This window comes from Mesorhizobium sp. B2-4-12 (genome assembly GCF_006441575.1).
Taxonomy (GTDB): domain Bacteria; phylum Pseudomonadota; class Alphaproteobacteria; order Rhizobiales; family Rhizobiaceae; genus Mesorhizobium.
Window position 1 is genome coordinate 1 of the sequence record NZ_VFVC01000027.1, and the last position, 24,946, is coordinate 24,946.

Annotated in this window: 26 protein-coding genes and 1 pseudogene; 12 read left to right on the forward strand and 15 right to left on the reverse strand. The window is 63.8% G+C overall.

The features are described 5' to 3' along the window. Window positions 1-106: 106 nt before the first annotated feature. The 6 genes from FJ934_RS16870 to petA all read right to left on the reverse strand — a co-directional run bounded on the left by FJ934_RS16870 (window position 107) and on the right by petA (window position 4,914). Window positions 107-652 (reverse strand): adenine phosphoribosyltransferase, encoded by a 546-nt coding sequence (locus FJ934_RS16870; RefSeq protein ID WP_140610724.1) that lies wholly within the window; start codon window positions 650-652, stop codon window positions 107-109. Between the two features lie 77 nt (window positions 653-729). Continuing rightward, window positions 730-1,185 carry a nuclear transport factor 2 family protein gene (locus FJ934_RS16875; RefSeq protein ID WP_140610725.1) on the reverse strand — a complete coding sequence of 152 codons (456 nt, stop codon included), beginning with the start codon at window positions 1,183-1,185 and terminating at the stop codon, window positions 730-732. Window positions 1,186-1,324: 139 nt separating this feature from the next. After that, window positions 1,325-2,020 (reverse strand): phosphatase PAP2 family protein, encoded by a 696-nt coding sequence (locus FJ934_RS16880; protein WP_140610726.1) that lies wholly within the window; start codon window positions 2,018-2,020, stop codon window positions 1,325-1,327. A 130-nt stretch (window positions 2,021-2,150) separates the two neighbouring features. Next, a complete protein-coding gene (locus FJ934_RS16885; RefSeq protein ID WP_140610727.1) occupies window positions 2,151-3,008 on the reverse strand; it encodes a cytochrome c1 in 858 nt (285 codons plus the stop codon). A 27-nt stretch (window positions 3,009-3,035) separates the two neighbouring features. Further along, a complete protein-coding gene (locus tag FJ934_RS16890) occupies window positions 3,036-4,337 on the reverse strand; it encodes a cytochrome b N-terminal domain-containing protein (protein WP_140610728.1) in 1,302 nt (433 codons plus the stop codon). Between the two features lie 16 nt (window positions 4,338-4,353). After that, a complete protein-coding gene (gene petA / locus FJ934_RS16895) occupies window positions 4,354-4,914 on the reverse strand; it encodes a ubiquinol-cytochrome c reductase iron-sulfur subunit (protein WP_140610729.1) in 561 nt (186 codons plus the stop codon). A gap of 369 nt (window positions 4,915-5,283) precedes the next feature. Between petA and FJ934_RS16900 the strand changes: the two are divergent. Beyond that, window positions 5,284-5,567: pseudogene (locus FJ934_RS16900) on the forward strand (cupin domain-containing protein). 69 nt (window positions 5,568-5,636) lie between these two features. Further along, window positions 5,637-6,521 carry an alpha/beta hydrolase gene (locus tag FJ934_RS16905; RefSeq protein WP_140610730.1) on the forward strand — a complete coding sequence of 295 codons (885 nt, stop codon included), beginning with the start codon at window positions 5,637-5,639 and terminating at the stop codon, window positions 6,519-6,521. Here the strand turns inward: FJ934_RS16905 and FJ934_RS16910 are convergent. The 5 genes from FJ934_RS16910 to FJ934_RS16930 are packed head-to-tail and all read right to left on the reverse strand — an operon-like array spanning window position 6,502 to window position 11,506. Beyond that, entirely contained in the window at window positions 6,502-6,813 is a 312-nt protein-coding gene (locus FJ934_RS16910; protein ID WP_140610731.1) for a DUF6665 family protein, read from the reverse strand. The two genes, FJ934_RS16905 and FJ934_RS16910, sit on opposite strands and share 20 nt — an antisense overlap. Window position 6,814: 1 nt before the next feature. Then, on the reverse strand, window positions 6,815-7,282 hold the full coding sequence (locus tag FJ934_RS16915; protein ID WP_140610732.1) for a GNAT family N-acetyltransferase: 468 nt from the start codon (window positions 7,280-7,282) through the stop codon (window positions 6,815-6,817). 4 nt (window positions 7,283-7,286) lie between these two features. Beyond that, window positions 7,287-9,170: an ABC transporter ATP-binding protein gene (locus FJ934_RS16920; RefSeq protein WP_140610733.1), complete on the reverse strand. Its 1,884-nt coding sequence runs from the start codon at window positions 9,168-9,170 to the stop codon at window positions 7,287-7,289. A gap of 10 nt (window positions 9,171-9,180) precedes the next feature. Next, complete coding sequence (locus FJ934_RS16925) at window positions 9,181-11,082, reverse strand: ABC transporter ATP-binding protein (RefSeq protein WP_140610734.1); 1,902 nt, start codon at window positions 11,080-11,082, stop codon at window positions 9,181-9,183. 28 nt (window positions 11,083-11,110) lie between these two features. Next, a complete protein-coding gene (locus FJ934_RS16930; RefSeq protein ID WP_140610735.1) occupies window positions 11,111-11,506 on the reverse strand; it encodes a hypothetical protein in 396 nt (131 codons plus the stop codon). Window positions 11,507-11,978: 472 nt separating this feature from the next. On the opposite strand from FJ934_RS16930, the gene FJ934_RS16935 reads away from it, so the two are divergent. Beyond that, a complete protein-coding gene (locus FJ934_RS16935) occupies window positions 11,979-12,437 on the forward strand; it encodes a tRNA (cytidine(34)-2'-O)-methyltransferase (protein ID WP_140610736.1) in 459 nt (152 codons plus the stop codon). Between the two features lie 159 nt (window positions 12,438-12,596). Then, on the forward strand, window positions 12,597-13,043 hold the full coding sequence (gene soxR, locus FJ934_RS16940) for a redox-sensitive transcriptional activator SoxR (protein ID WP_140610737.1): 447 nt from the start codon (window positions 12,597-12,599) through the stop codon (window positions 13,041-13,043). Here the strand turns inward: soxR and FJ934_RS16945 are convergent. Continuing rightward, entirely contained in the window at window positions 13,040-13,297 is a 258-nt protein-coding gene (locus tag FJ934_RS16945; protein WP_023770299.1) for a hypothetical protein, read from the reverse strand. The genes soxR and FJ934_RS16945 overlap by 4 nt on opposite strands. A gap of 214 nt (window positions 13,298-13,511) precedes the next feature. On the opposite strand from FJ934_RS16945, the gene hemF reads away from it, so the two are divergent. From hemF to FJ934_RS16970, 5 genes are all read left to right on the forward strand, one after another. Then, window positions 13,512-14,426: an oxygen-dependent coproporphyrinogen oxidase gene (hemF, locus tag FJ934_RS16950; RefSeq protein ID WP_140610738.1), complete on the forward strand. Its 915-nt coding sequence runs from the start codon at window positions 13,512-13,514 to the stop codon at window positions 14,424-14,426. Between the two features lie 293 nt (window positions 14,427-14,719). After that, entirely contained in the window at window positions 14,720-14,980 is a 261-nt protein-coding gene (locus FJ934_RS16955; protein ID WP_140610739.1) for a DUF1344 domain-containing protein, read from the forward strand. A gap of 243 nt (window positions 14,981-15,223) precedes the next feature. Next, the gene (locus tag FJ934_RS16960; RefSeq protein WP_140610740.1) at window positions 15,224-15,409 is read left to right on the forward strand and encodes a DUF1059 domain-containing protein; all 186 of its coding nucleotides are present in this window, start codon (window positions 15,224-15,226) and stop codon (window positions 15,407-15,409) included. A gap of 295 nt (window positions 15,410-15,704) precedes the next feature. Further along, the gene (locus tag FJ934_RS16965; RefSeq protein WP_140610741.1) at window positions 15,705-16,283 is read left to right on the forward strand and encodes a hypothetical protein; all 579 of its coding nucleotides are present in this window, start codon (window positions 15,705-15,707) and stop codon (window positions 16,281-16,283) included. Between the two features lie 6 nt (window positions 16,284-16,289). Continuing rightward, the gene (locus tag FJ934_RS16970; protein ID WP_246671537.1) at window positions 16,290-17,348 is read left to right on the forward strand and encodes a S8 family serine peptidase; all 1,059 of its coding nucleotides are present in this window, start codon (window positions 16,290-16,292) and stop codon (window positions 17,346-17,348) included. A 103-nt stretch (window positions 17,349-17,451) separates the two neighbouring features. Here the strand turns inward: FJ934_RS16970 and FJ934_RS16975 are convergent, their stop codons facing one another. Genes FJ934_RS16975 through FJ934_RS16985 form a run of 3 tightly spaced genes read right to left on the reverse strand, consistent with a single transcriptional unit; the run spans window position 17,452 to window position 19,972 of the window. Further along, window positions 17,452-18,714, reverse strand: a complete 1,263-nt coding sequence (locus tag FJ934_RS16975; protein ID WP_140610742.1) for a CCA tRNA nucleotidyltransferase — start codon at window positions 18,712-18,714, stop codon at window positions 17,452-17,454. Then, window positions 18,711-19,343, reverse strand: a complete 633-nt coding sequence (locus FJ934_RS16980; protein ID WP_140610743.1) for a CoA pyrophosphatase — start codon at window positions 19,341-19,343, stop codon at window positions 18,711-18,713. The genes FJ934_RS16975 and FJ934_RS16980 overlap by 4 nt, the downstream gene beginning before the upstream one ends. Further along, the gene (locus FJ934_RS16985; protein WP_140610790.1) at window positions 19,343-19,972 is read right to left on the reverse strand and encodes a DUF1285 domain-containing protein; all 630 of its coding nucleotides are present in this window, start codon (window positions 19,970-19,972) and stop codon (window positions 19,343-19,345) included. The genes FJ934_RS16980 and FJ934_RS16985 overlap by 1 nt, the downstream gene beginning before the upstream one ends. A gap of 142 nt (window positions 19,973-20,114) precedes the next feature. On the opposite strand from FJ934_RS16985, the gene FJ934_RS16990 reads away from it, so the two are divergent. Genes FJ934_RS16990 through FJ934_RS17000 form a run of 3 tightly spaced genes read left to right on the forward strand, consistent with a single transcriptional unit; the run spans window position 20,115 to window position 24,936 of the window. Then, entirely contained in the window at window positions 20,115-21,119 is a 1,005-nt protein-coding gene (locus tag FJ934_RS16990; protein WP_140610744.1) for a MoxR family ATPase, read from the forward strand. Then, window positions 21,119-22,117 (forward strand): DUF58 domain-containing protein, encoded by a 999-nt coding sequence (locus tag FJ934_RS16995; RefSeq protein WP_246671538.1) that lies wholly within the window; start codon window positions 21,119-21,121, stop codon window positions 22,115-22,117. The genes FJ934_RS16990 and FJ934_RS16995 overlap by 1 nt, the downstream gene beginning before the upstream one ends. Beyond that, window positions 22,114-24,936: a DUF4159 domain-containing protein gene (locus FJ934_RS17000; RefSeq protein ID WP_140610745.1), complete on the forward strand. Its 2,823-nt coding sequence runs from the start codon at window positions 22,114-22,116 to the stop codon at window positions 24,934-24,936. The genes FJ934_RS16995 and FJ934_RS17000 overlap by 4 nt, the downstream gene beginning before the upstream one ends. Window positions 24,937-24,946: the final 10 nt, after the last annotated feature.

Genomic DNA, 24,946 nt, shown 5'->3' on the forward strand with positions numbered 1-24,946 from the left:
TCCACGCCATTGTTGAGGGCTTCGTCCTTGCAAACCCATACTGACCACCGCCAAATCAAATGTGTGCGCACGCTAGCCCAGCAAGGGGAGAAGGAAAAAGCCCCGCTCAATGTCCCTCGAACCCGATCAGCGTCCGCACCGGCACGCCGAGCGCCTCGAGCTTGGCACGCCCTCCCAGATCCGGCAGGTCGATGACGAAGCACGCAGCCAGAATATCCGCGCCGATCTGGCGCAGGAGCTTGACCGCCGCTTCCGCCGTGCCGCCGGTGGCGATCAGATCGTCGACCAAGATCACCTTCTCGCCAGGTGAAACGCCGTCCCTGTGCATCTCCATTTCGTCCAGCCCGTATTCCAGGCTGTAGGCCACACGCACCGTCTCGAAGGGCAGCTTGCCCTTCTTGCGGATCGGCACGAAGCCGGCCGAAAGCTGATGGGCGATCGCGCCGCCCAGGATGAAGCCCCGCGCCTCGATGCCGGCGATCTTGTCGATCTTCTGGCCGGCATAGGGATGCACCAGCTCGTCGATGGCGCGGCGAAAGGCGCGCGCATTGCCGAGCAGCGTGGTGATGTCGCGAAACAGGATGCCGGGCCTGGGATAGTCCGGAATGGTGCGGATCGAGGCCAGCAGCGTGTCTTCGAGCGAAGGTTTCATAAGACGGCTCCGGATGATGCAGCTGACAGGTGAGAAACGGCGCAGGGCCGATCGTAACCCGGCGCCACCGGCAACGGCTAGCGCGATGTCGCGGCCGAGACAAGCGCATCCGGCAAAGGATTGGCCTCGCTGGCTCTGTCCCACGCCTGCGCGACGATCTTCCACTGCCCATCGCTCTTCACCAACAGCAGCATTTCCACCGAGCGGCTGGTCTCAGCCCCGTTCTCGGTCATCTCGGCGGCGGCGGCCGCGATCGCGATATTGCCGAAGACCTGAACGGTGACGCCAAGCACAACCTCATCGAACGTCAGCAGCGACGTCTCCGACAGAGCGCGCATCCGCGTGACGAAATCAGCGACACCGACCGGTCTTGCCGGCCGTGCGGCAGGGTAAAGGCTGGCGCCGGGAAGGAAATCACCGGCAAAATCGTCCCAGCCCGGCGCGACATCGTGGCCCCAGCTCAGACTGGCGAACTGGCGCGCGATGACAACCCGGATCGCATTCTCGTCCGCGCTGCGTTGGCTGTCCTGCATGGTCGGCCCTTCCCGGTCCGCTCCGCCGAGAGATGAACCATAGGACCATTTCGCCGTCTCGGAAACAATCGCGGGCCACGACACCAGAATCAAAGGGCGCCCCGGGCGCCCTTTCTCAAGAGATGCGGTCGACAGAAGCCTACATGCCGAGCCCGGAACGCAGCTCGGCCTTGGCTACCTCGTATTCCGCCCTGAAGTCATCCCGGTTGAGCAGGACCGCCGCGATGACGCTGCCGGAAATCTTGCCCATCTCGACATCGGAGGGAAAGTGGATGCCGCCGACGATGCGGTTGTGGGCGAATTCCGACGCACGTGCCATGATCTCGGCGCGCTTCTCCGGGACCATGTCGGACAAGATGATGCCCATCATGGTGCCCACGGTCGCGTGACCTGACGGCCACGAACCGGAGCTCGACAGCTTGACCGCCGGCTTGACCAGATCGCTCAACTGATGCGGACGAGGACGCTTCCAGACGTCCTTGGCCGGATCGACAACGGCGCCTTCGGTCTCGACCACGCGATCGAAGAAGGCGCTGAACTTTGGCAGCTTGTCCTTGGTGAAGTTTGGTCCCATGACGTCGGCGAAGCGCCAGACATTTTCCTCGGCGTCGGCGACCGCGCGGGCTTCCATTTCAGGCGTACGCGTCACCTGCAATGTCAGCACCTCGCCGAGCTCGGCTTTGGTCTGCGCCGAATCATTCGCTGGAGGCGGCGGCAGGATCATAGTCAGGTCGACATCCTTGTTGGTGATGAAGGGCTTTGCGTCCTCGGCGCGGGCGGTCGAGCCGACGACGAGCAACAGAAATGCTGCGGCGAGCGATGCATATTTCTTCATGGCGCGATCCTTTTCGATGAGAGCAGCGCAGGATCGCCACATGCGGTGACGGCCATGTGACGCAGGCGGTCTTCACTGACGCAAAAAGGGCGCCTCGCGGCGCCCTTTCATAACCCAAATTTCGCGTCGCTCAGTGCGCCACGCCTTCCCACACCTGGCGCTTGGTCATGTAGACCAGGGCGCCAAACAGAAGCAGGAACACCAGCACACGGAAGCCCATCTTCTTGCGGTCTTCCATGTGCGGCTCGGCCGCCCAGGACAGGAAGGCGGAGACGTCGCGGGCATATTGGTCGATGGTCTGCGGCGCGCCATCATCATAGGTCACCTGGCCGTCGGAGAGCGGCTTGGGCATCTTCAGCGACACGCCCGACATGAAGTACGGGTTGTAGTGCGTACCCTCAGGGATGACCATTCCGGCCGGCGGCGTCTGGTCGTAGCCGGTCAGCAGGGAATGGATGTAGTCGGGACCGCCGGCGTCATACTGGGTGAAGATGTCGAAGACGAACTGCGGGAAACCGCGCTCGACGCCGCGCGCCTTGGCCAGCAGCGACATGTCGGGCGGAGCAGCGCCGCCATTGGAGGCAGCGGCGGCCTCCTCATTGGCGAACGGCGCCGGGAAATGGTCTGATGGTTTGCCGGGACGGTCGAACATGTCGCCGGCATCGTTGGGGCCGTCATGGATGGTGTATCCGGCCGCCAGCGTCTTGATCTGCGCGTCGTTGTAGCCAAGGTCCGAAAGCGTGCGGAAGGCCACCAAATTCATCGAATGGCACGCCGAGCAGACTTCCTTATAGACCTTCAGGCCGCGCTGCAGCTGCGCCTTGTCATAGGTGCCGAACGGGCCGGTGAAGCTCCAGCTCATTTCCTTCGGCTCGTTGATCGGGAAATGCGTCGGAGCCGCGGCGTTGTGCGCCTCTTCGGCTGCGAATGCCGCCGTACCGGCGGCCACAAGGCCGATCAGCGCAAGCGAGGTGAGAATCTTTTTCATGCCAAATCCCCTTAGATTCTCTACCGCTCAGCCCTTGGTCTGTGGTGCGGCCGTGGCGCCCGCAGGATGCCCGCTGCCACCCTTGTTCTTCTCCAGCACCGCCTCGGTGATCGAGTTCGGCACCCTGCGCGGCGTCTCGATCAGGCCGAGCACCGGCATGACGATCAGGAAGAAGGCGAAGTAGAACAGCGTCGCCATCTGCGCCATGAACACATAGCTGCCTTCCGCCGGCTGCGAGCCCAGCCAGCCAAGCAGGATGGCATCGGCCACGAACAGCCAGAAGAACAGCTTGTACCAGGGCCGGTATACCGCCGAACGCACCTTGGAGGTGTCTAGCCAGGGCACCAGGAACAGCATGGCGATGGCGCCGAACATGCACAGCACGCCGCCGAGCTTGGAGTTGATCGGCCCTATGTTGAAGGTGATGGCGCGCAGGATCGCGTAGAACGGCAGGAAGTACCATTCCGGCACGATGTGGGCCGGCGTCTTCAGCGGGTTTGCGACGATGTAGTTGTCGGCATGGCCGAGATAGTTCGGCAGGTAGAAGACGAAATAGGCGAAGAAAAACAGGAACACGATCATGCCGAACGCGTCCTTGATGGTCGCGTACGGAGTGAAGGCGACGGTGTCGGTCTTCGACTTGACCTCGATGCCGGTCGGGTTCGACTGGCCCACGACATGCAACGCCCAGACGTGCAGCACGACGACCCCGGCGATCATGAACGGCAGCAGGTAGTGCAGCGCAAAGAAGCGGTTCAGCGTCGGATTGTCGACGGCGAAGCCGCCGAGCAGCAGCTGCTGGATCCAGTCGCCGACCAGTGGAATGGCGCTGAAGAAGCCGGTGATGACGGTGGCGCCCCAGAAGCTCATCTGCCCCCACGGCAGCACATAGCCCATGAAGCCGGTCGCCATCATCAAGAGGTAGATGATGCAGCCGAGGATCCAGAGCAGCTCTCGCGGCGCCTTGTACGAGCCGTAGAACAGGCCGCGGAAGATGTGGACATAGACGGCGATGAAGAAGAACGAGGCGCCGTTGGCATGCATGTAGCGCAAGAGCCAGCCGGAGTTGACGTCGCGCATGATCTTCTCGACCGAATCGAAGGCGAGAGTGCTGTCTGACGTATAATGCATCGCCAGCACGATGCCGGTGATGATCTGCGAGACCAGCATGATCGACAGGATGCCGCCGAACGTCCACATGTAGTTGAGGTTGCGCGGCACCGGGTAGGCGACGAAGCTGTCATAAACCAGCCGCGGCAGCGGCATGCGGGCATCGAACCAGCGTCCGAGACCGGTTTTTGGCGTATAGGTCGAGTGTCCCTCGCTCATCGAAATATCCCCTGCCTCAACCGATAAGGATCTTGGTATCGGAAACGAACTTGAATACCGGAATCGCCATGTTCTCGGGCGCCGGACCTTTGCGGATGCGGCCGGCGGTATCGTATTGCGAACCGTGGCACGGGCAGAACCAGCCGCCGAAATCGCCTTCCTGGCCGAGCGGGATGCAGCCCAGATGCGTGCAGACCTGAACCATCACCATCCAGGCTTCCTTGCCGGGTGTGGTGCGGTTGGCATCGGTCGCCGGCGCGTCGGACGGGAGGTTGGCGTTGCGGGCGATCGGGTCCTTGAGATCGGAAAGGCTGACGGCTTCGCCGTCCTTCATTTCCTTTTCGGTGCGGTTGCGCACCACGACCGGCTTGCCGCGCCACTTGACGATCAGCGAACTGCCTGGCGTCAGCGAGGAGATATCGACTTCGACCGAGGCGAGCGCCAGCGTCGAGGCATCGGGGCGCATCTGGTCAATGAACGGCCAGGCGACGGCACCGGCGCCAACCACGGCGGCCATGCCGGTGGCGACGTAAAGAAAATCTCGACGATTGGGATCGTGGATGTCGGTTGCGCTCACGGGTGCCTGATCCTTTCGCCTCTTCCGCGCCGGTGGCCGAGCCTTGTTCCCCGCTCAATCACGCCAACCCGACAGCGCATGGCGAACAGGCTAGCGAATTCCTCCGGCATTTGGACTTCGGTTTATGCGTGAAGCCCGTTTTTGTCCAGACGGGTCAAGGCACATGGGCAGATTGTCGCGGGGACAAAATCCCCTGTTGCGCGGCAAGACGGCGAATGGCCGCAAAAGGCGGCTAAACAGCCGGGAAACAACCGCAAATCCAGTGTCCTGGTGCGACACGGAATGTCGGTGTCATCTATCCTCCCCGGCATGGCGCACGTCGTAGACCGCTAGGAATGGGCTGTTCGTTCCGACCGCTGGAAGGGCGAACTGCAATGCGGCGCCTGCGGCTCCAACTCCCGCCTGATCTTCAACCACCTGCCCGATGTCGGCGGCGGCCCACGCCTGCACGTCCATCCCTGTTCCGAGATCTTCATCATCCGCCAGGGCACCGGCCTGTTCACCGTCGGCGATCAGGAGATCGAGGCTTCGGCCGGCCAGATCCTGATCGTTCCGCCGGACACGCCGCACAAATTCACCAATCTCGGTCCGGGGCCACTGAAACGACCGACATCCCCGAGAACGGCACTTTCATCACCGAGTGGCTGGAGTGATGATGCCTTGCTTGTCGGTTTCCGGTTGCCGCCTAGATTCACTGGATGGGCGCTCGACACGGCCAGGACATGCAAACTTCGGACATCGAAATCGAAGGGCTAAGCATTGCCATGCGCGAAACGGGCCCGGCCGGAGCGCCGGCTTTCCTCCTGCTGCACGGATGGCCACAAAGCTCCTACGCGTTCGAACGGGTGATCGGCCGACTGGCAACCGAATACCGGGTCGTCGCGCCCGACCTGCCCTGCATCGGCGGTTCGCAGGGCTTGCCCGGGGCTGGCGACAAGAGGACGCTGGCAAGGCTGATGAGAGGCGTGGCCGAGACTTGCGGCCTGCGGCAAGTCGTGGCCGCCGGCCACGATGTCGGCGGCCAGATCGTGTTTGCCTTGCTGCGCGACCATCCCGAGATCCTCTGCGGCGCGGCGATCATGGACGTCGTCATTCCAGGCATTGCGCCGTGGGAGAAGGTCATTGGCAATCCGCGGATCTGGCATTTTGCATTCCATGCCGTCCCGGCCTTGCCGGAAACGCTGGTGAGCGGCCATCAGAGCGCCTATTTCGACTTCTTCTTCAATGCGCTTTCGAAAGACCGGGCCTCGATCCCGGATGATGCCCGGGAAATCTATGCAAAAGCCTATTCCCGGCCCGAAAGCCTCCAGGCCGGATTCGACTGGTATCGCGCCTTCCCGGAGGACGCCAAGGCCAATGCCGCACGGCCCGCGCAGCCGATCGCAATTCCGGTGCTGTATCTCAGGGGATCGGCGGAGCCCGGCGATATCGGCGACTATGTCGATGGCCTGCTCGCGGCCGGGCTTTCGAAAGTAGAGGGCGACATCATCCCCAACAGCGGACATTTCGTTGCCGATGAAAATCCCGAAGGGCTCGCCAACCGCCTGGCACGTTTCCACAGGGAAATCAGCGCGGCCAGCGCCGACCCTACATCGCGCCGAGCCTGACCAGCACGGTTTTCGGAATATTGTATTCGCGGATCACGGCGTCGTGCTTTCGAAGGCCGCACAGTTCGCGCTGGATGAAATAGGCGTGAACGGCCACCGCGGCCTCCTTGAGCAATCGGGGACGCAACTGCTCGTCGGCATTGTCGCGCAACCTTCCCAGCGTTTCTTCAACCCGCTGTCCGGCACGCCCGAGTGCCGCCGCCTTCTCGGCCAGGATTTCATGGCCGAGCGCGTCGAAGGCCGCTTCGGCGGCAGAGGCGCCGGCAAGATGAGATGGCGGACGCAAGGACATTTCAGCTTCCCTTTCCGAACACCATGCGGTGGGTGACGAATTCTTCGGCCTCCACGCGCTGAAAGCCAAGCCGCTCATAGAAAGCGAAGGCTTCGCGCGGCGCCCTGGTGCTCAACACGGTGAAATACTGGCGGGCCCGGTCGATGACGGTCTCGACCAGCATGCGGCCAAGGCCGGCGCGGCGGTGACCTGCACTGACGAACAGATGCCGGACCCGGCCGTGATCCCTGCCCTCGAAATAAGGATCGATGTTCAGCCCGCAGACACCTGCGAGCTCCGCGCCATGCCATGCTCCAAACAGCGCCTCGCCCCGTTTGAGGAACTTGTCGCGGCCGCTTGCCCAGCCATCCGCCAGGCGCACCAGCATCCAATAGCCTTCCAGCCGGCTCTCTTCCTTCAGCCTGTCGAAGGCCGGCGTTGTTGGCCGCAGTCGCCTGACCCCATAGTCGATCTTCGCCTGTCCACCCATGCGCCTACTCCGCCGGCCGCGTCTCTTCCAGCACGCTTTCCTCATGATAGAGGAAGCCGCCGGACTGCCGCTTCCACAGCCGTGCATAGAGCCCGTCCAGCGCCACCAGCTCATCATGGGTGCCTTGCTCGATGATGCGGCCGCCGTCGAGCACCACGAGGCGGTCGAGTGCGGCTATCGTCGACAGCCGGTGGGCGATGGCGATGACCGTCTTGTTTTCCATCAGCCGGGTGAGATTCTCCTGGATCGCCGCCTCGATGTCGGAATCGAGCGCCGAGGTCGCCTCGTCGAGGATCAGGATCGGTGCATCCTTGAGAAAGAGGCGGGCGATCGCCACGCGCTGGCGCTGGCCGCCCGACAGCTTCACGCCGCGCTCGCCGACGAAGGCCTCGTAGCCGGCACGGTCCCTGTTGTCGCGCAGGCCCAGGATGAAGTCATGCGCCTCGGCCTTTTTTGCCGCCGCGATCACCTCGGCGTCGGTCGCGTCGGGCATGCCGAGCTTGATGTTGTCGCGCAGCGAACGATGGAACAGCGCGGTGTCCTGGCTGACGACGCCGATATTGGCGCGCAGCGAATTCTGGGTCACCGTGGAGATTTCCTGGCCATCGATTGTGATGGAGCCGTCCTCGATATCATAGAGACGCAGGATCAGATTGGCGAGCGTCGTCTTGCCCGCACCCGATGGCCCGACCAACCCGACCTTCTCGCCCGGACGCACGACAAGGTCGATGCCGCCCAGCACGCCAAACCCCTTGCCATAGTGGAACTCGACGCCCTTCACATCGATGCGCCCGCCGGTCACGATCAGTTCCTTGGCATTGGGCGCATCGACCAGCCCGAGCGGCTGCGAGATCAGCGCCTTGGAATTCTCCAGCACGCCCAGATTGCGCAGGATGCTGTTCATCTGCATCATCAGGCGGCCGAGAAGCATGTTGAGCCGCAGCACCAGCGACAGCGTGAAAGCGACGGCGCCGACGGTGATCGAGCCTTCGACCCAGAGATAGACGGCAAAGCAGCCGATCGCCGTGATCATGATGCCCGACAGCGTCGTCAGCGCCATGCGCACGCCGGTAAGCCGGCGGGTGAAGGGACGCAGCGCGTCGAGATAGATGTCGAAGCCGTTCCTGATGTAGTGGTCATCGCCGTCGGCCGCGAACAGTTTCAGCGTCTGCACGTTCGAATAGGAATCGACGATGCGGCCGTTGATCATCGATCCTGCCTCGGCGGTCGCCTCGGCATGCTTGCGGATCGCCGGCAAATAGAGCCTGGCCAGAAAGCCGAACGCCGTGATCCAGACCACCACCAGCGCCGCCAGCCTGAGATCGAGGCCGGCGACCAGCGCCAGCGTGGTCACCGTGTAGACGACCATGAACCAGACAACCTCGATGAAGCTTTCCATCAGGTCGCCCGTCGCCTGTCCCGCCTGCCAGACCTTGGTGGCGATGCGGCCGGCGAAATCATTCTGGAAGAAGGCGTAGGACTGGCGCGAGACGTGCCGGTGCGCCTGCCAGCGCACCAGATTGTAGAAGCCGGGCGTGATCGTCTGCTCGTCGACCAGCGCCGACAGGCCGACGACCACGGTGCGGATGACCAGCACCACCGCGACCATGAACACCAGCTCAGGGCCGGCGGCGGTCCACAGCGCATGCCAGCTGCGCTCGCCGGGGAGCTGGTCGAGAATATCGACCAGCCGCCCGACGAAGTAGAACAGGCCGGCCTCGACCAGCGGCGCGATGCCGCCAATGACCAGCATGGCGAAGAAGGCGAACTTCGCCTGGCCGACATAATGCCAGAGAAAACCGCCGACGCTGGACGGTGGCCGAAGATTCGCCGGCTCCCTGAATGGATAGACCCAGTTCTCGAACCACCGATAGACGGCTGTCATCATGCGGCGGCCATCATTCTGCGGCTTGCCCCTTTGCGCCAATATCGTTGGCAACACTATCGTTGGCGGCGTCGGTCGGGATGTCCTCGAGCAGGAACCCGCCCGACTGGCGCTGCCAGAGCTGTGCGTAGAGCCCACCCCTGGCGACGAGTTCCTCGTGCGAACCTTCCTCGATGACACGGCCCTGGTCCATCACAACGAGCCTGTCCATGGCGGCGATGGTCGACAACCGGTGCGCGATGGCGATGACGGTCTTGCCTTGCATGAGCTTGTAGAGATTCTCCTGGATGGCTGCCTCGGCTTCGGAATCCAGTGCCGACGTCGCCTCGTCAAGAATAAGTATCGGGCCGTCTTTCAACATAACGCGAGCGATGGCGATGCGTTGCCGCTGGCCGCCCGACAATTTGACGCCACGGTCGCCGACATGGGCGTCGAAGCCCTTGCGGCCATTGTGGTCCGAGAGCGCGCCGATGAAGTCCAGCGCCTCGGCCCGCCGCGATGCCTCCGCAAGCATCTCGTCGGTGGCGTCGGGCCGGCCATAGAGGATGTTGTCGCGCACGGAGCGATGCAGCAGCGAGGTGTCCTGCGTGACCATGCCGATCTGGGCACGCAACGAATCCTGCTTCACCCCGGCGATCTCCTGGCCGTCGATCAGGATGCGGCCGGCTTCCAGGTCATAGAAACGCAGCAGAAGGTTGACCAGCGTCGACTTGCCGGCGCCCGAGCGGCCGACAATGCCGACCTTCTCGCCCGGCTTCACGGCCAGCGACAGGTTTTCGATCACGCCTTTCTGCTTGCCATAGTGGAAGCGGATGTCCTCGAAACGGATCTCGCCTTTGGAAACCGTGATCTCCTTCGCATCCGGCCTGTCCTCGACCAGGCGCGGCAGCGAGATCGAGGCGATGCCGTCCTGCACCGTGCCGATGTTCTCGAACAGGCCCGACATTTCCCACATGATCCACTGCGACATGCCCCACATTCTGAGCACCAGGCCGATGACCACGGCGACCGCGCCGATCGTTACCGCCTGGCCAAGCCACAGCCACAGCGAGATGGCGGTAACCGAGAACAGGAGCAGCGCGTTCAGGATGTAAAGCGAGCCGAAAAGCACCGTCACCAGCCGCATCGACCGATAGACCGTGTCGAGGAAGCCCATCATGCCTTCCCTGGCGAAGGCGGCCTCGCGGCGCGAATGGCTGAACAGCTTGACCGTCTGGATGTTGGTGTAGCTGTCGACGACGCGGCCGGTCATGGTCGAGCGCGCATTGGCCTGTTCCTCGCCGACCTTGCCCAGGCGCGGGATGAAGAAGCGCAGCAACAGGACATAGCCGGCCAGCCAGACGCCAAGCGGCGCGGCCAGCCGCCAGTCGGCCGAACCGACGATGAACAGCATGCCGAGGAAATAGACGATGACGTAGTTCAGGACATCGATCACCTTGATGACACATTCGCGCACGGCGAGCGCCGTCTGCATCAGCTTGGTGGCGATGCGGCCGGCGAATTCGTCCTGGTAGAAGCTCATCGATTGTTTGAGCAGGTAGCGATGCACCTGCCAGCGGATGCGCATGGGATAGTTGCCCATCAGCGTCTGCTGGTTGAGCAGCGAATGCAGCCACACCGTGCCCGGCAGCGCAAACAGCACGATGAAGGCCATGCCGGCGAGCTTCCAGGCCTCCGTCTGCAGGAAGGTTTCGCGGTTCTGCCCCGACAGCCAGTCGACGATGCGGCCGAGGAAGCCGAACATCCACACTTCGGCGATGGCGATCGCCGTCACCAGCACCGCATCGGTCAGGATATAAGGCCATGCGCCGCGCGTATAATGCAGGCAGAAGGCGACCAGCGTCTTGGGCGGCTCGACCGGTTCCGCCGCGGGGAACGGATCGAGCCTTCTTTCAAACCAGCTAAACAACAACATAGGTCATGCCTGTGAATCGGTTTTCCGCTTAGGCGGCCTGACGACGTACGAAGTCCCCGGACCGCATGGCGCCAGGGGCCGACGGTCCGGAATCATCCGGACCGTCGGCCCTGCTTCGCGCAATATAGGGACTCGCGGGCTTTTCGCCGACAGCATCGTTCGACGATGCCGCCGGCGTGGTGCCGACAATCCGGATCTTCGCGCCGGGCCGGATCAGACGGATGATGCGGCGCACCAGCGACGGGCGGCTCGGATCGGGAACCGCACGCGAGAAATCGACATCCGGCAGCATGCCGCGATGCGGGCGGCGGCGGACTTCGGCATGAACCGCCGACGAATAGGTATCGCCGATCAGCAGCGCCCAAGTCGGCAGCCGGTGGATATGCAGGCTCCTCGAGCCCGGTATTCTGTAGGGATCGAACATCGGTCCGTCCTCCGTGTGAAAATAGAGATGAAAAGGCGAAGCAGCATCGTCCGCCGGCATTCGATCTGGACACGACTGGACGAGTCGGTCTGGACACGACTGGACGAGGCGGTCCGGACACGACTGAACGAGCCGGTCCGGACGTCTTCAGGTGGGGCGTTCAGCCCTTTTGACTTTTTGAAAAACATCGCAGGATTCCTTCAGGAGCCGAAAAAGCGTTTCGGCGGGAATCGGTGCGATCAAGTCTTAGAGAGTCAGGAGAATTGTCGTACCGAAACCGCCAGCAGGCAGGTAAGCCCACGGGAGGGGCGCTGGATGTGCATGGTCATCATGAAATACCCCTCCATCGGTTCGGGTTGACAATGGTGCTGACATACCCGACTTCGCAGAAAATGGCCACCCGCAGGTCCAGGAATTTCCAAAACCGCCAGCCCGCTGTGGCCGATCTGCCACTTATTAGAAGGATGCGGAAATGAACTGTCGTCTCCGCATCGCGCTCTACCAGCCTGACATTGCCGGCAATACCGGCACAATCCTGCGCTTCGCCGCTTGCCTTGGCCTTGGCGTCGACATCATCGAACCGGCCGGCTTTCCGCTCTCCGACAAGGCGCTCAAGCGCGCCGGCATGGACTACCTCGAAATGGCTGCCCTGACCCGGCATGTCGACTGGCAGGCCTTCGAGGAATGGCGTAAGGCCGGCGCGCGCAGGCTGGTACTTCTGTCGACCAAGGCCACCATCGCCTATACCAGCTTCAGCTTCGCCGACGGCGACATATTGCTGTTCGGCCGCGAATCCGCGGGCGTGCCGGATCAAGTCCACCAGGCGGCGGACGCGCGGCTGACCATCCCCATGCAAGGCACCGCGCGCAGCATCAACGTCGCGCTTTCCGTCGCCATGGTGGCTGGCGAAGCCGTCCGGCAGCTCGGATAGGATCCGCTGCCCATCGACGGCACCGCCCTTGCCGCCGCCGACGACAGGGGTTTCTCCAGTCATTCTCACCCAGGCGCACATCGCCTTCTCCTTATTTGCTCAATCGATATCTCTTCGCTACAAGCTAAACTTAACTTGAGGTCAAGCAGAAAGTGGGACATGGCAGCTGTAACGGAATTGACGGTCGGCCAGGTGGCCAGGCGCAGCGGTGTCGCGGTGTCTGCGCTGCATTTCTACGAAGCGCGCGGACTGATCCGCAGCCACCGCACGTCAGGCAACCAGCGGCGCTACGGCCGCGACGTGCTGCGTCGGGTGGCGATCATCAAGGTGGCGCAGGAGGTCGGCATTTCGCTTGCTGAAATCAGTGCCGCACTTGAATCTTTACCTGAAGGCCGCACGCCGACACGTGAAGATTGGAATCTGCTTTCAACGGCTTGGCGCGATAGCCTCGACCTGAAAATCAGCCAGCTAAAGAAGCTGCGCGACGGGCTGACCGACTGCATCGGCTGCGGCTGCATGTCGATCGACAAATGCCCGCTCAGGAACAAGGGGGATCGGCTGGCTAGCGAAGGAACGGGCGCGAGGCGCCTGTTGGTCGAGCGTTAATCCGCTGCCGGCAGCCGCCTGATGGTGAACTCGATCAGATCCCCCGGGCGCTCGAACCAGCTTTCGATCTCGGTCCAGTAGGCCTGTTTGGGGAAGCGCTCGAACCATTCCTTCGCCTTCAGGCGGGCGTCGGAACGCGGCAGGACGAAGGTCTCGCGCAGGAAACCGTCACGCGGCATGCGCGCGCGTTCGGCCCGGCTCTGGTCGAGCCTTTTCTTCAGGCCATCCAGCGGCGGTCTTGCCGGGGTGCGCATGAAAAAACTCCTTGCACCGCAGCGCATGGCCCCGAAACCGGACCCGCGTTTCGGAAAGGATCATGCGCCAAACCAAGTCTTGCAGCGTCCCTTGCGCGTCCAAAGGACGCGTGGTGCCGCAATGACACTTGACCGTGTTCCCTAAGAGATTAGGGATCGCGCCCGGAAAAGACGAGTCTTTTGTGGACTCACCGCCCACAACCGGAGACGGCACTTGGAACGACCCGAAATACCGGCTGGCCTGCCCGCCGACATCGAAGAGAAGAAGATGAAGGCACGCCTGTGGTTCGAGGCGCTGCGCGAACGTATCTGCGCCGCCTTCGAGCAGATCGAGCAGGATCTGCAAGGCCCTCTGGCCTCATGGGCGCCGGGCCGTTTCGAAAAGACGCCGTGGGAACGCGACGCCGGCAAAGGTGGCGGCGGCACCATGTCGATGATGCACGGCCGCGTCTTCGAGAAGGTGGGCGTCCACACTTCGACGGTCCATGGCGAGTTCTCGCCCGAATTCAGGAAGCAGATGCCCGGCGCCGAGGAAGACCCGCGCTTCTGGGCCTCCGGCATCTCACTCATCGCGCACCCCTGGAATCCCAACGTGCCGGCCGTGCACATGAACACGCGCATGGTGGTCACCTCAAGCCAATGGTTCGGCGGCGGCGCCGACCTGACGCCGGTGCTCGACCGCCGCCGCACCCAGGACGATCCCGACACGGCAGCCTTTCACCGCGCCATGGAGTTCGCTTGCGAGAAGAACGCCGGCATTGCCGACTACCCGAAGTTCAAGACCTGGTGCGACGAGTACTTCTTCCTGCCGCACCGCAATGAGCCGCGCGGCACTGGCGGCATCTTCTTCGACTGGCTGCATTCAGCCGAGGACAAGGGCGGCTGGAATGCCGACTTCAACTTCGTCCAGGATGTCGGACGCTCCTTCCTGGTCGTCTACGGCCACCTCGTGCGCGCCAATTTCAACGAGAACTGGACCGACGGCGACCGCGACGAACAACTCATTCGCCGTGGCCGCTATGTCGAATTCAACCTGCTTTACGATCGCGGCACCATTTTTGGCCTGAAGACCGGCGGCAATGTCGCATCGATCCTGTCCAGCCTGCCGCCGGAGGTCCGCTGGCCGTAACAAGATGGTGAGCCCGGTGTGAGCCGCATTGCTGTCCCATTTCCCCGAAATGGGGGGCGAATGTGGCGTCGGGACTTTCTTTTCGTCTAATAGCCATCGGAAAAGATTGGGCTATTTGTCGGGGCGGGTCGGGAAGCGCCGGCGGTTTGCCTAAGCATTCCAGGAAAACTGCAAAGCGGTTTTTCGTTCGGAATTGCATCAGGACAAAGCGAATCGCGACTCGACGGATCCGGATGGCCCAGGACGATGCGGGCGCCAAAAGGATGCCCGCCCTTTCCCAGGAGTATTTCGCAATGCGCAAGATCATTGTTTCGACTGCCGCGGCTGCCCTTCTTGCTTCCGGTTCGGTGGCGTTCGCCGCCGTCAAGCACACCACTGGAACGGTCAAGACATTCGACGCGGCGGCCATGAGCCTTGTGCTCGACGACGGATCTTCTTTTACGCTCTCCAAGGCCTTCAAGGATCCTGGCCTGAAGGCCGGCGAAAAGGTCAGAGTTTCATGGGACATGAGCGGCAAGAACAAGGTTGCCGAGGCGATCAAGATCGTGAAGTGACGCCTGTCCGCAAGGGCGCGGCGAGACGATGTCCGGCCTGCCGCCTGCGGTAGGCGTACGAGGGGTAAGCGTAACGGGGCGGAGCAGTGCTGCTCCGCCTTTTGCCCATTGACGGCAACCAACATCGCCCCATCTGTGTTATGCTCACCCGCTCGATGATCCGGAGGTGCAACTCGGACGGGCCACGAGCCAAAAAGCGTACCGGAGCCTGACCAGGTTTCACGGAGGAAAGGGAGAAATCCGATGAAGGAATTTCACTGCGGGTCGCTCGTTCCCGGCTGTGAATGGCACACCCGTGCCAACGAGGAAGCCGAAGTGATGCGCCGTGCCGTCGAACATATGCGCGAGACACATGGTGAGACCATCATCCGCGAGACGATGATCGAGGCGATCCGTTCGCGTATCCAGAAGGCTCGCGACGCGGCGTAGGTCTTGGCGCCTGGGTTTGTGGCAAGAGATAAGCGTCGGCGCTCAAGATTGGCTGTAAAGCAGGCAGATAGAACAGCGTTGGGCCACGGCGTCCGCGATGGCGTTCGACGCGATCGCGAACGTCATGCCGCCAGACCTCGCAGGGCCAAAAAATTACATTCGCCTTAACTAAAGTAAACCCGGCGGTAACCGATCCATGCCATTGTCGCACCGATAATCCGGCTACAGCGGGCTGCAAGAGGAGCCCGTCGCCATCAGGCACTGGTCCGGAATCGGTAGGCGAGGTGTTTCGCGCATGCGCGAAAAGTCCGGCAATCGAGAGAGTTTCCGCTCGGCGGCGCTCCTCCTGTGCGCGCTCCTTGAGGGGTCGCCGGCTATTGCCCAGGAAATGACGACATCGTTGGTCGACATCCATCAGGGCTCGCCACTCAGCGATCGCGCGAAGGGCCTGGGCAACGGCGGTTACGAACTGCAGAACGGAAACCGGGTATCGTTCAACCAATGGTACCGCGCAAGCTGGGTCGACATGCACGTGGACCTGCTGACCCAGGTCACCGAGGATACCGGCATCCTTTGGGGCTTTGGAACCGGAGAAGAGGGCGAGAAGTATCGGATCCAGCCCAGCCTGAAGCTTGGCTTCCTCACCCAGATGCATCCGAATCCGAACAGTACGCTTTCCCTGTCGCTCACCACGACCTTCGGCGGCAAGCTCACCGAAAAGGCCTGCGAAGCCGATTATGGCGACTTCGGTACCTACAGCGTCAATTGCCGCCTCGCGGCCAGCCAGATGGCACCTGAGGAAACGCTGAAATATCTGGTTAACGCTAAACCGGAGAGCCAGCATCTCTGGCTGAACTACCGTGTTAGTTTCTGATCGCCGATGCCTTGGATCGAGAAAACCATCTCGCCGAAGTTCGCGATCGCCCGTCCCAGTTTCTTGTTTGACCGGAGTTGGAACATGTCAGGTAATCACTTGAAATTCGGTATCGCCCTCGCTTTCGCCATGCTGTCGGCGCCGATCGCGTCGGCACAGGAGGCTCCCGATGCGGAGGAAATGGCCGCGCTGTGCCATGGCGGCCTATCCATATGCGTGAGCGCAACAATCCCGACCGCGCGTACGCAAGCTGCCACACCAGGATGGATGAGCCCCGACGTCGGTGCCGCATGGGCGGCAGGCTACAAGGGGCAGGGCGTCACCATGACCATCGTCGACGACTTCAGCAGTTCGTCGCGCTTCTCCGGTAACTTCGGCGTCGGGGTTCAAAACCAGCGGCACGGTGAATGGACCCGCGAGGAAGCCGGCATGATCGCGCCCTGGGCGAGCATCAGATCTAAAGACTTCTCCACAGGTTCGGCGGTCTCGCTAGCGCCCGGCCGTAACGTGCTCAACCTCAGCTACGGGATGTACACGACCGCAGGCTACAGCGTGAACCAGATCGGGTGGGCACCGGAAGAGGCGTCGATCATCTCCTATGCCAGCAGTGGATCGGCCATCATCTCAAAGGCGGCCGGCAACGACTCCGTCGCGGTCGGGGGTGTCACGAACGGCCAGCAGGACTATCTCAATCTCGCCCTGATCGGCAAGCAAACAGCAATCTTCGTCGGTGCGCTGTCGACGAATGGCACGACAACCAACAAGGCGCAGCTTGCCTGGTACTCGGACTACGCCGGCTCCAATCCGCTGGTGCAAAGCCACTTCCTTGTTGTTGGTGTCGATGGAAGCAAGACAGGCCTTTATGGCACCTCCTTCGCCGCGCCGATCATTTCAGGATATGCGGCGATAATAGGCAGCAAGTTCACCAAGGCCACGCCGACCCAGATCACCAACGATCTGCTCAATACGGCTCGGACCGACACCCTGGTCAACTATAGGGCCTCCGTCTATGGCAAAGGCGAAGCGAGCCTGTCACGCGCCCTGGCTCCCGTGGCAATCAGGTAGATGGGCAATGCATATCTCCCAAAGTGGCCTTGGGAGAACGACAGGCATCGAGACAAAGACCTGATCCAAAGCGCGGCGCGTGATCCGTTTCGACGCGACGCGTTCAGGTTTCAAGTGCCTTTGCGGCGCGCTCAAGCAACGCGCCGCGATCAAGCGCAAACCCCGCCTCGATCCATTCCGCCTCAAGGTTCTTGAGGATTTCACCGAGCTTTGGCCCCGGCGTTGCGCCGAGCGCGGTCAGATCGGCGCCCTTCAGCGGAAACACTGGTTTTTCCCATTTGAGCGCGAAGGCAAGCAGGCGCGAAAAACCGCCGGCTTCGAGCAGCGCGTCATTGTCCTCGGCGGCGCGCATCCGCACCGATGCAAGCGCCAGCCGCAGGCGATCGACAAACCCCTGCCGGTCGCCACGGTACAGCCTTTTCGCCAGTTCGCCCTCGGTCGTCCTCGACGCGACGGCGGTGGCCACCGCCCAGTGGCGCAACCGGTCTGCTTCGCCGGTCGACAACCTGAGGCGCTCGGTGAGCGTTTTCATGCGCGCGGCGTCCGGCGGCACGATCGCCTCCAGCCGCAGCATCGGATCTGTCGCCCAGCCCAGATCCTTCTCGGCCTTGGTCAGCCCGTGGATCGCATCGATGCCCCATTTCTCGCTTTCCGGCAGTGCGGCGGTCAAGACGCTCGCCTGGCGCATCCAGAGCAGCGCCCGCGAGGGATCAGGCGCCGACAACAGCTTCTTCAGTTCGGACCAGATGCGTTCGGCCGAAAGTTGCGCCAACCCGTCCTTCAGCCGGGCGCAGGCCTTCAGCCCCTCGGCGTCCGGCCGGCCTTCGCCATACCAGGCGAAGAAGCGGAAGAAGCGCAGGATGCGCAGATAATCCTCGCGGATGCGCGCCTCCGTGTCGCCGATGAAGCGCAGCCGGCGGGCCTCGATGTCGGCGATGCCGCCGACAAGGTCGACAACCGTCCCGTCAGCCTCGGCGTAGAGCGCGTTGATGGTGAAATCGCGCCGCTCGGCATCGAGCTTCCAGTCGCGGCCGAACGACACCCTGGCGCGACGGCCATCGGTTTCGACATCGGCGCGCAAAGTGGTGATTTCATAAGGCTTGCCGCCGGCGACCACCGTGATCGTGCCATGCTCGATGCCGGTCGGCACCGTTTTGAAGCCTTCCGCCTCGGCGCGGCGGACCGTTTCCTGCGGCAGGCAGGTGGTGGCGATGTCGATATCGGCGACCGCCTGGCCCATCAGCGCATTGCGCACGGCGCCACCGGCGACACGCGCCTCCTCACCGCCCTCGGTGAGCGCGCCAAGCAGGCGCTGCAGATGCTTGTCGCCGAGCCAGTCGGCCCTGCCCGCGATCGATACACTCACGCATAGAGCCTTTCATAGAGCGTGCGGATGATGCCGGCGGTGACGCCCCAGATGCGCCTGTCGCCATAGGGCATGTCGTAGAAGAACCATTCGAGATCGTTCCACATGCGGCTGTCGCGTTTGTGGTTCACCGGGTCCATCAGGAAGCGCAGCGGCACTTCGAAAGCGGCATCGACCTCGTCGGCGTTCAAGGTCAGCTCGAAGCCGGGTCGCACGATGCCCAGCACCGGCGCGATGCGGTAGCCGCTGCCGGCGACATAATCGGGCATGCGGCCGAGGATCTCGATGCGATCGCCGCCGAGGCCGATCTCCTCGAAGGTCTCGCGCAGCGCCGTTGCTTCCGGGCTCGCGTCGGTCGGGTCGATGGTGCCGCCGGGAAAGGCCACCTGCCCTGAATGGCTGCGCAGCTTCTCGGCCCGTTTGGTCAACAGAACCGTCGCCTCGCCGTCATGATCGACCACCGGGATCAGCACCGCGGCATTGCGCAGCGCCTTGTTCTGGGTGAGGCGCGGGTGGCCGGGATTGAAGCGGTGATCGCCATAGTCGTCGTCGGCATGCGCTTGCGGCTGCGCGGCGAAGCGCGTGCGAAAATCCGCCGATGAAAACGGCGCCGGCGCCATATGGTCCATCACGCGCTCAGCTGTTTCAATTGGTCGGCCGGCATGATCGCGAACACCGCTCCCTTGGAGCGCACGGCGAACATCGTCCTGCCGTCGATCTCGACCTCCTCGCCATGGCCGACCAACTCGTACATGACAGGCCGCGCCACCAGCGCCTCCAGCCTGCCGCGCACCAGCACATAGGGCTTCAGGCCTCCGGTCTCGTCCTCGTCGACGAAACGCAGCGGCCGCTCCGGTCCGGCCTCGACCACGTCGCCGACATTGGTGCGGAAGGTGATGATCTGTTCGCCGCCGCGGCCCGAAACATCCATCTCGACGGCGATGAAGGGCGCATCGGCGACGCGGATGCCGACCTTTTCCACCGGCGTTACCAGATAGGTCCTGCCGTCGGCATCCTTGCGCAGCACTGAGGAAAAAAGCTGGACCAGCGGCATGCGGCCGATCGGCGTTCCCAGGTAGAACCAGGTGCCGTCAGCCTTGATCTCCATATCGAGATCACCGCAAAAGTCGGGATTCCAGTGCTCGACCGCCGCCGCGCCCTTGCCGGCACGGGCCGCACGCGCGATCAGCGCCTCGAGGCCCCGCGCCTCGGTGGCATCGGTAAGGCTTTGTTCGCGATGTGGCGAGTGTTCCGTCATGGTCACGAAATAGTCACTGTTGTTCCGCTTGTCAGCCTAAGTCTGTGATTTAAATTCGAACATAGGCGCTACGCGAGGCCGAATCGCGGCACCTATGGTATGGTGCGAGCCGGTATTTCCAAACCAAAGGGATCGATGCGGCATGAGCGTGATTGTCAAGGAAAGCCCGATCAGCGAAAAGGACATGGTCGCCGAGGCCGAGAAGGCGCTCGCCGACATTTCCAGGATCCGCGACGGGGTCGGCCGGGTGATCTTCGGTCAGGAGAACGTCGTCGAGCGTACGCTGGTGGCGCTGCTTGCCGGCGGCCATGCGCTTCTGGTCGGCGTGCCGGGCCTTGCCAAGACCAAGCTGGTCGAGACGCTGGGCGTCGTGCTCGGCCTCGATTCGCGCCGCATCCAGTTCACGCCCGACCTGATGCCGTCCGACATCCTCGGCTCCGAGGTCATGGAGCAGGACGAGACCGGCAAGCGATCCTTCCGCTTCATCTCCGGGCCGATCTTTGCCCAGCTTCTGATGGCCGATGAGATCAACCGCGCCTCGCCGCGCACCCAGTCGGCGCTGCTGCAGGCGATGCAGGAGTATCACGTCACCATTGCCGGCGCCCGCCATGATCTGCCCTCGCCTTTCCATGTGCTGGCGACGCAGAACCCGCTGGAGCAGGAAGGCACCTATCCGCTGCCCGAAGCCCAGCTCGACCGCTTCCTGATGCAGGTCGACATTCTCTATCCCGAGATCGAAGCCGAGCGCCGCATCCTGCTGGAGACCACCGGCGTCGAGGACGCCAAGGCGACCAATGTATTGCAGCCCGCCCGGCTGAAGGAGATCCAGACGCTGATCCGGCGCATGCCGGTGCCCGAAAGCGTCGTCGAGGCGATCCTAACCCTGGTGCGCTCGGCGCGCCCGGGCCAAGGCAATGCCGAAACCGACAAGCACGTCGCCTGGGGTCCCGGTCCGCGCGCCAGCCAGGCGCTGATGCTGTGCACGCGTGCCCGCGCTCTTTACGATGGGCGCCTGGCACCTTCGGTCGACGACGTGCGCGCGCTGGCCGAGCCGGTGCTACAGCATCGCATGGCGCTCACTTTCGCCGCCCGCGCCGAAGGCACCAGCGTTCGCGACGTGGTGGCGAAACTCGTGAAAGGGATTTGATGGCGCGAATCGGCGAGGTCCAGGCTCCGGCAGCGACGCGCGACGCGCTCGCCCGCGGCCGGTTGCGGGCTTCGCTTGTGCCGGACCTGCTGGTCGAGGCGCGCCGCATCGTCAACACCGTGATCGCCGGCTGGCACGGCCGCCGCAAACGCGGCATCGGCGAGAATTTCTGGCAGTTCCGGCCCTATGTGGAGGGTGACGCCTCGCGCATCGACTGGCGCCGCTCGGCCCGCGACGACCACACCTATGTGCGCGACCGCGAATGGGAAGCCGCCCATACGGTCTGGCTGTGGGCCGATCCCTCGCCCTCCATGCTCTACAAGTCGACGGGCGCCGGCGTCTCCAAGCAATCGCGCGCGCTGGTACTGGCGCTGGCCATGGCCGAACTGTTGTCGCGCAGCGGCGAACGCATCGCCTGGCCTGGCCTGACCGATCCGTTCACCGCGCGCAACGGCGCCGAGCGCATCGCCGCCCAGTTGATGCATGCCGGCGACTTGCCGGCAAAGCCTGACCTGTCCGATATCAGGCGCTTCTGCGACATCGTCATCGTCAGCGATTTCCTCGATTCCGTCGAGGAAACCATGGCCTGGCTCGACGTCCTCGCCCGCCACGGCGTGCGCGCCCATCTGATCGAGGTCGCCGATCCGGCCGAGGAAACCTTCCCCTATGCCGGCCGCACGGAGTTCACCGATCCGGAGACCGGCGACAAGCTGACCGCGGGACGTGCCGAGGTGCTGGGCGATGAATACCGCCTGCTCTACACCGCCCGCCGCCAGGAACTGGCCGGCTGGTGCAAGCGGCTCGGCTGGAGCTTCACCGTCAACCACACAGACCGGCTGGCTTCCGACGCCCTGGTGCGCCTGCACATGGCAATGACCGCCGATGGCTCTTATGCCCGGCCGACCTCTGGTCGTGCCCGGCCGACCTCTAGTCGTGCCGGGCTGCCCTCTGCTCTTGCCGGGCCGACCTCCGGTCAGCCTGGAAAGGCCGTGGCATGAGCTGGCTGCCGCTCTCCTTTGGCGCTCCCATGGTGCTGTGGGGCCTGCTGGCGCTGCCGGTGATCTGGTGGCTGCTCAGGCTGACGCCGCCCAAGCCGCAGACCGAGATCTTTCCGCCGCTGAAGATCCTGGCGCGCGTGCTGAAGCGCGAGGAGACGCCGCAGCAGAGCCCCTGGTGGCTGACGCTGCTCAGGCTGCTAATGGCGGCGCTCATCGTCGCAGCATTGGCCGAACCGGTCTTCAATCCGCGCGAGAAATTGCCGGCCGAGGGTGCGGCACTTGCACTGGTCGTCGACAATGACTGGGCCAGTGCCGCCGACTGGAGCAAGCGCGTCGCCACCGCCGAACGGCTGATCGCCGATGCCGGCTCCAACGGCGTGCCGGTCATCCTTGCCTTCACGGCCGAAAAGCCCAATGCCGAGATCGGCCCCTTCGATGCCGCCGCCGCGCTGAACCGGCTGCGTGCCGCCAAGCCGCGGCCGATCCCGACCGACCGGCCCGCTGTCTATACCCGCGTCGCCGGCGCGCTGGAGACCTTGCCCGGCGCCAGCGTCGCCGTGCTGGCTGACGGCCTGGCCGCCAAGGGCGACGAGGCCGCCTTCAACACGCTCTTGTCGAAAAATGCCGCCCGCATCGTCTGGGCAACCGCTGACCGGCTTTCCCTGACCGGCCTGACCGCGGCCGACAATCAGGTCGACGGCTTTGCGCTGACCGCTATCCGCGCGCCGGGCGATCCGGCTCCGGCGCAGGTCACCGCCGGCGCTTTCGACGATAAGGGGCGCCGCATCGCCGATGCGACGCTGACCTTCGCGCCCGGCGAAGCCACGGCCACGGGCACCATGACGGTGCCGTTCGAGTTGCGCAACGACTTCGCCTCGATCGCGCTCGACGGCGAGCGCCACGCCGGTGCGGTGCGCGTTCTGGATGAAAGCTCCAAGCGCCGCCGCGTCGGGCTGCTGTCGCAGGCCGAAGCCGACCAGGCGCAGCCGCTCCTGTCGCCGCTCTACTACATCAGGCGTGCGCTGCAGCCTTTCGCCGATCTGGTCGAACCCTCCAGCGCCGATCTAGCCGACGCCATCCCGCAGATCCTCGACCAGAAGCCGGCGATGATCATCATGGCCGATATCGGCACCATTCCGGCGCAGGTCCGCCAAAGGCTGGTCGATTGGGTCGACAATGGCGGCACGCTGGTGCGTTTCGCCGGCTCGCGGCTGGCGGCCGCCGGCAATGACGACGACCTTCTGCCGGTCCGCCTGCGCACAGGCGAGCGCTCGCTCGGCGGCGCATTGTCATGGACCTCGCCACAGCCGGTGACCGAATTTCCGAAGGCCGGCCCCTTCGCCGACCTGGCGCCGCCCACCGAAGTCACAGTGAGCAGGCAGGTGCTGGCCGAGCCGACACCCGACATCGTCGAGCGCACCTGGGCGGCCCTTGCCGACGGCACGCCGCTGGTCACCGGCCTGAAGAAGGGCAAGGGCACGCTGGTGCTGTTCCACGTCACGCCCGAGGCGACATGGTCGAACCTGCCGATATCGGGCAGCTTCGTCGAGATGCTGCGCCGCATCGTGCAGCTGTCACGCAACCAGGGTGCGGCGATCGCCAATGCCGAAGCCGCCGCCACGTCGCTGGCGCCCTATCGCATGATCGCGGCCGACGGCTCGCTGGTGCCGCCGACACCGGATGCACGTCCACTGGTGCCAGGCGCCGGCGCGCTGCCGGTGACTATCGAGAATCCGCCCGGCCTCTATGGCTCGGAGACCGGTGTCTTCGCTCACAACCTGCTTGATGCCGCGAGCACCTTCGCGCCGCTGGCGCGCCCGCAAATCACCGTGCCGGTTACCACGATCCAGTATGCCTTCGACGAATCGCGCAACCTGAAGGGTGGGCTGGTCGCGGCAGTCCTGGTGCTGATGCTGCTCGACACGCTGGCGGTGTTGTGGATGGGCGGCCTGTTTTCGCGCCGGCCGCGCCGTGCCGGCGCGGTGGCAACCACCGCCGCGATCCTGATTGCGCTTGGCGCGCTGTTCGGCCATGCCGATCTGGCCCGCGCCGATGACGCCAAGCCGGGCGACGAGGCCGCGATCGCGGCGATCTCTAAGACCCGCATCGCCTATGTGCTGACCGGCGTGCCGGGCGACGATTCGATCAGCCGCGCCGGGCTCGAGGGCCTGACCCGTTTCCTGATCGAGAAGACCGCCCTGGAACCGGGCGCGCCAGCCGGCGTCGACATATCGAGGGACGAACTGTCCTTCTATCCCCTGATCTACTGGCCGATCAATCCGGCGGCGCCCATGCCGAGCCAGGCCGCGATCGCCCGCATCGACGCCTATATGCAGCAGGGCGGCACGGTGCTGTTCGACACGCGCGACCAGTTCGCCAACGGCATCGGCGCCAATTCCACCAGCCCGGCGACGGAACGGCTGCGCGACATCCTCGGCAACCTCAACGTGCCGCCGCTGGAGCCGGTGCCGTCGGACCATGTGCTGACAAAATCCTTCTTCATCCTGCCCGAATTTCCCGGCCGTTTCGCCGGCAGCCCGCTCTGGGTCGAGGCATCGCTCGACGCCAGCAATGCCGACAACCGGCCGGTGCGCACTGGCGACGGCGTTTCGCCGATCATGATCACCGCCAATGATTTCGCCGGCGCCTGGGCGGTCGACGAGAATGGCGACCCTCTGCTGCCGACCGTGCCGGCCGACCCGATGCAGCGCATGTATGCGCTGCGCGCCGGGGTCAACATCATGATGTACATGCTGACCGGAAACTACAAATCCGACCAGGTGCATGTGCCGATACTGCTCGAACGGCTGGGGCAGTAGGATGAGGTTC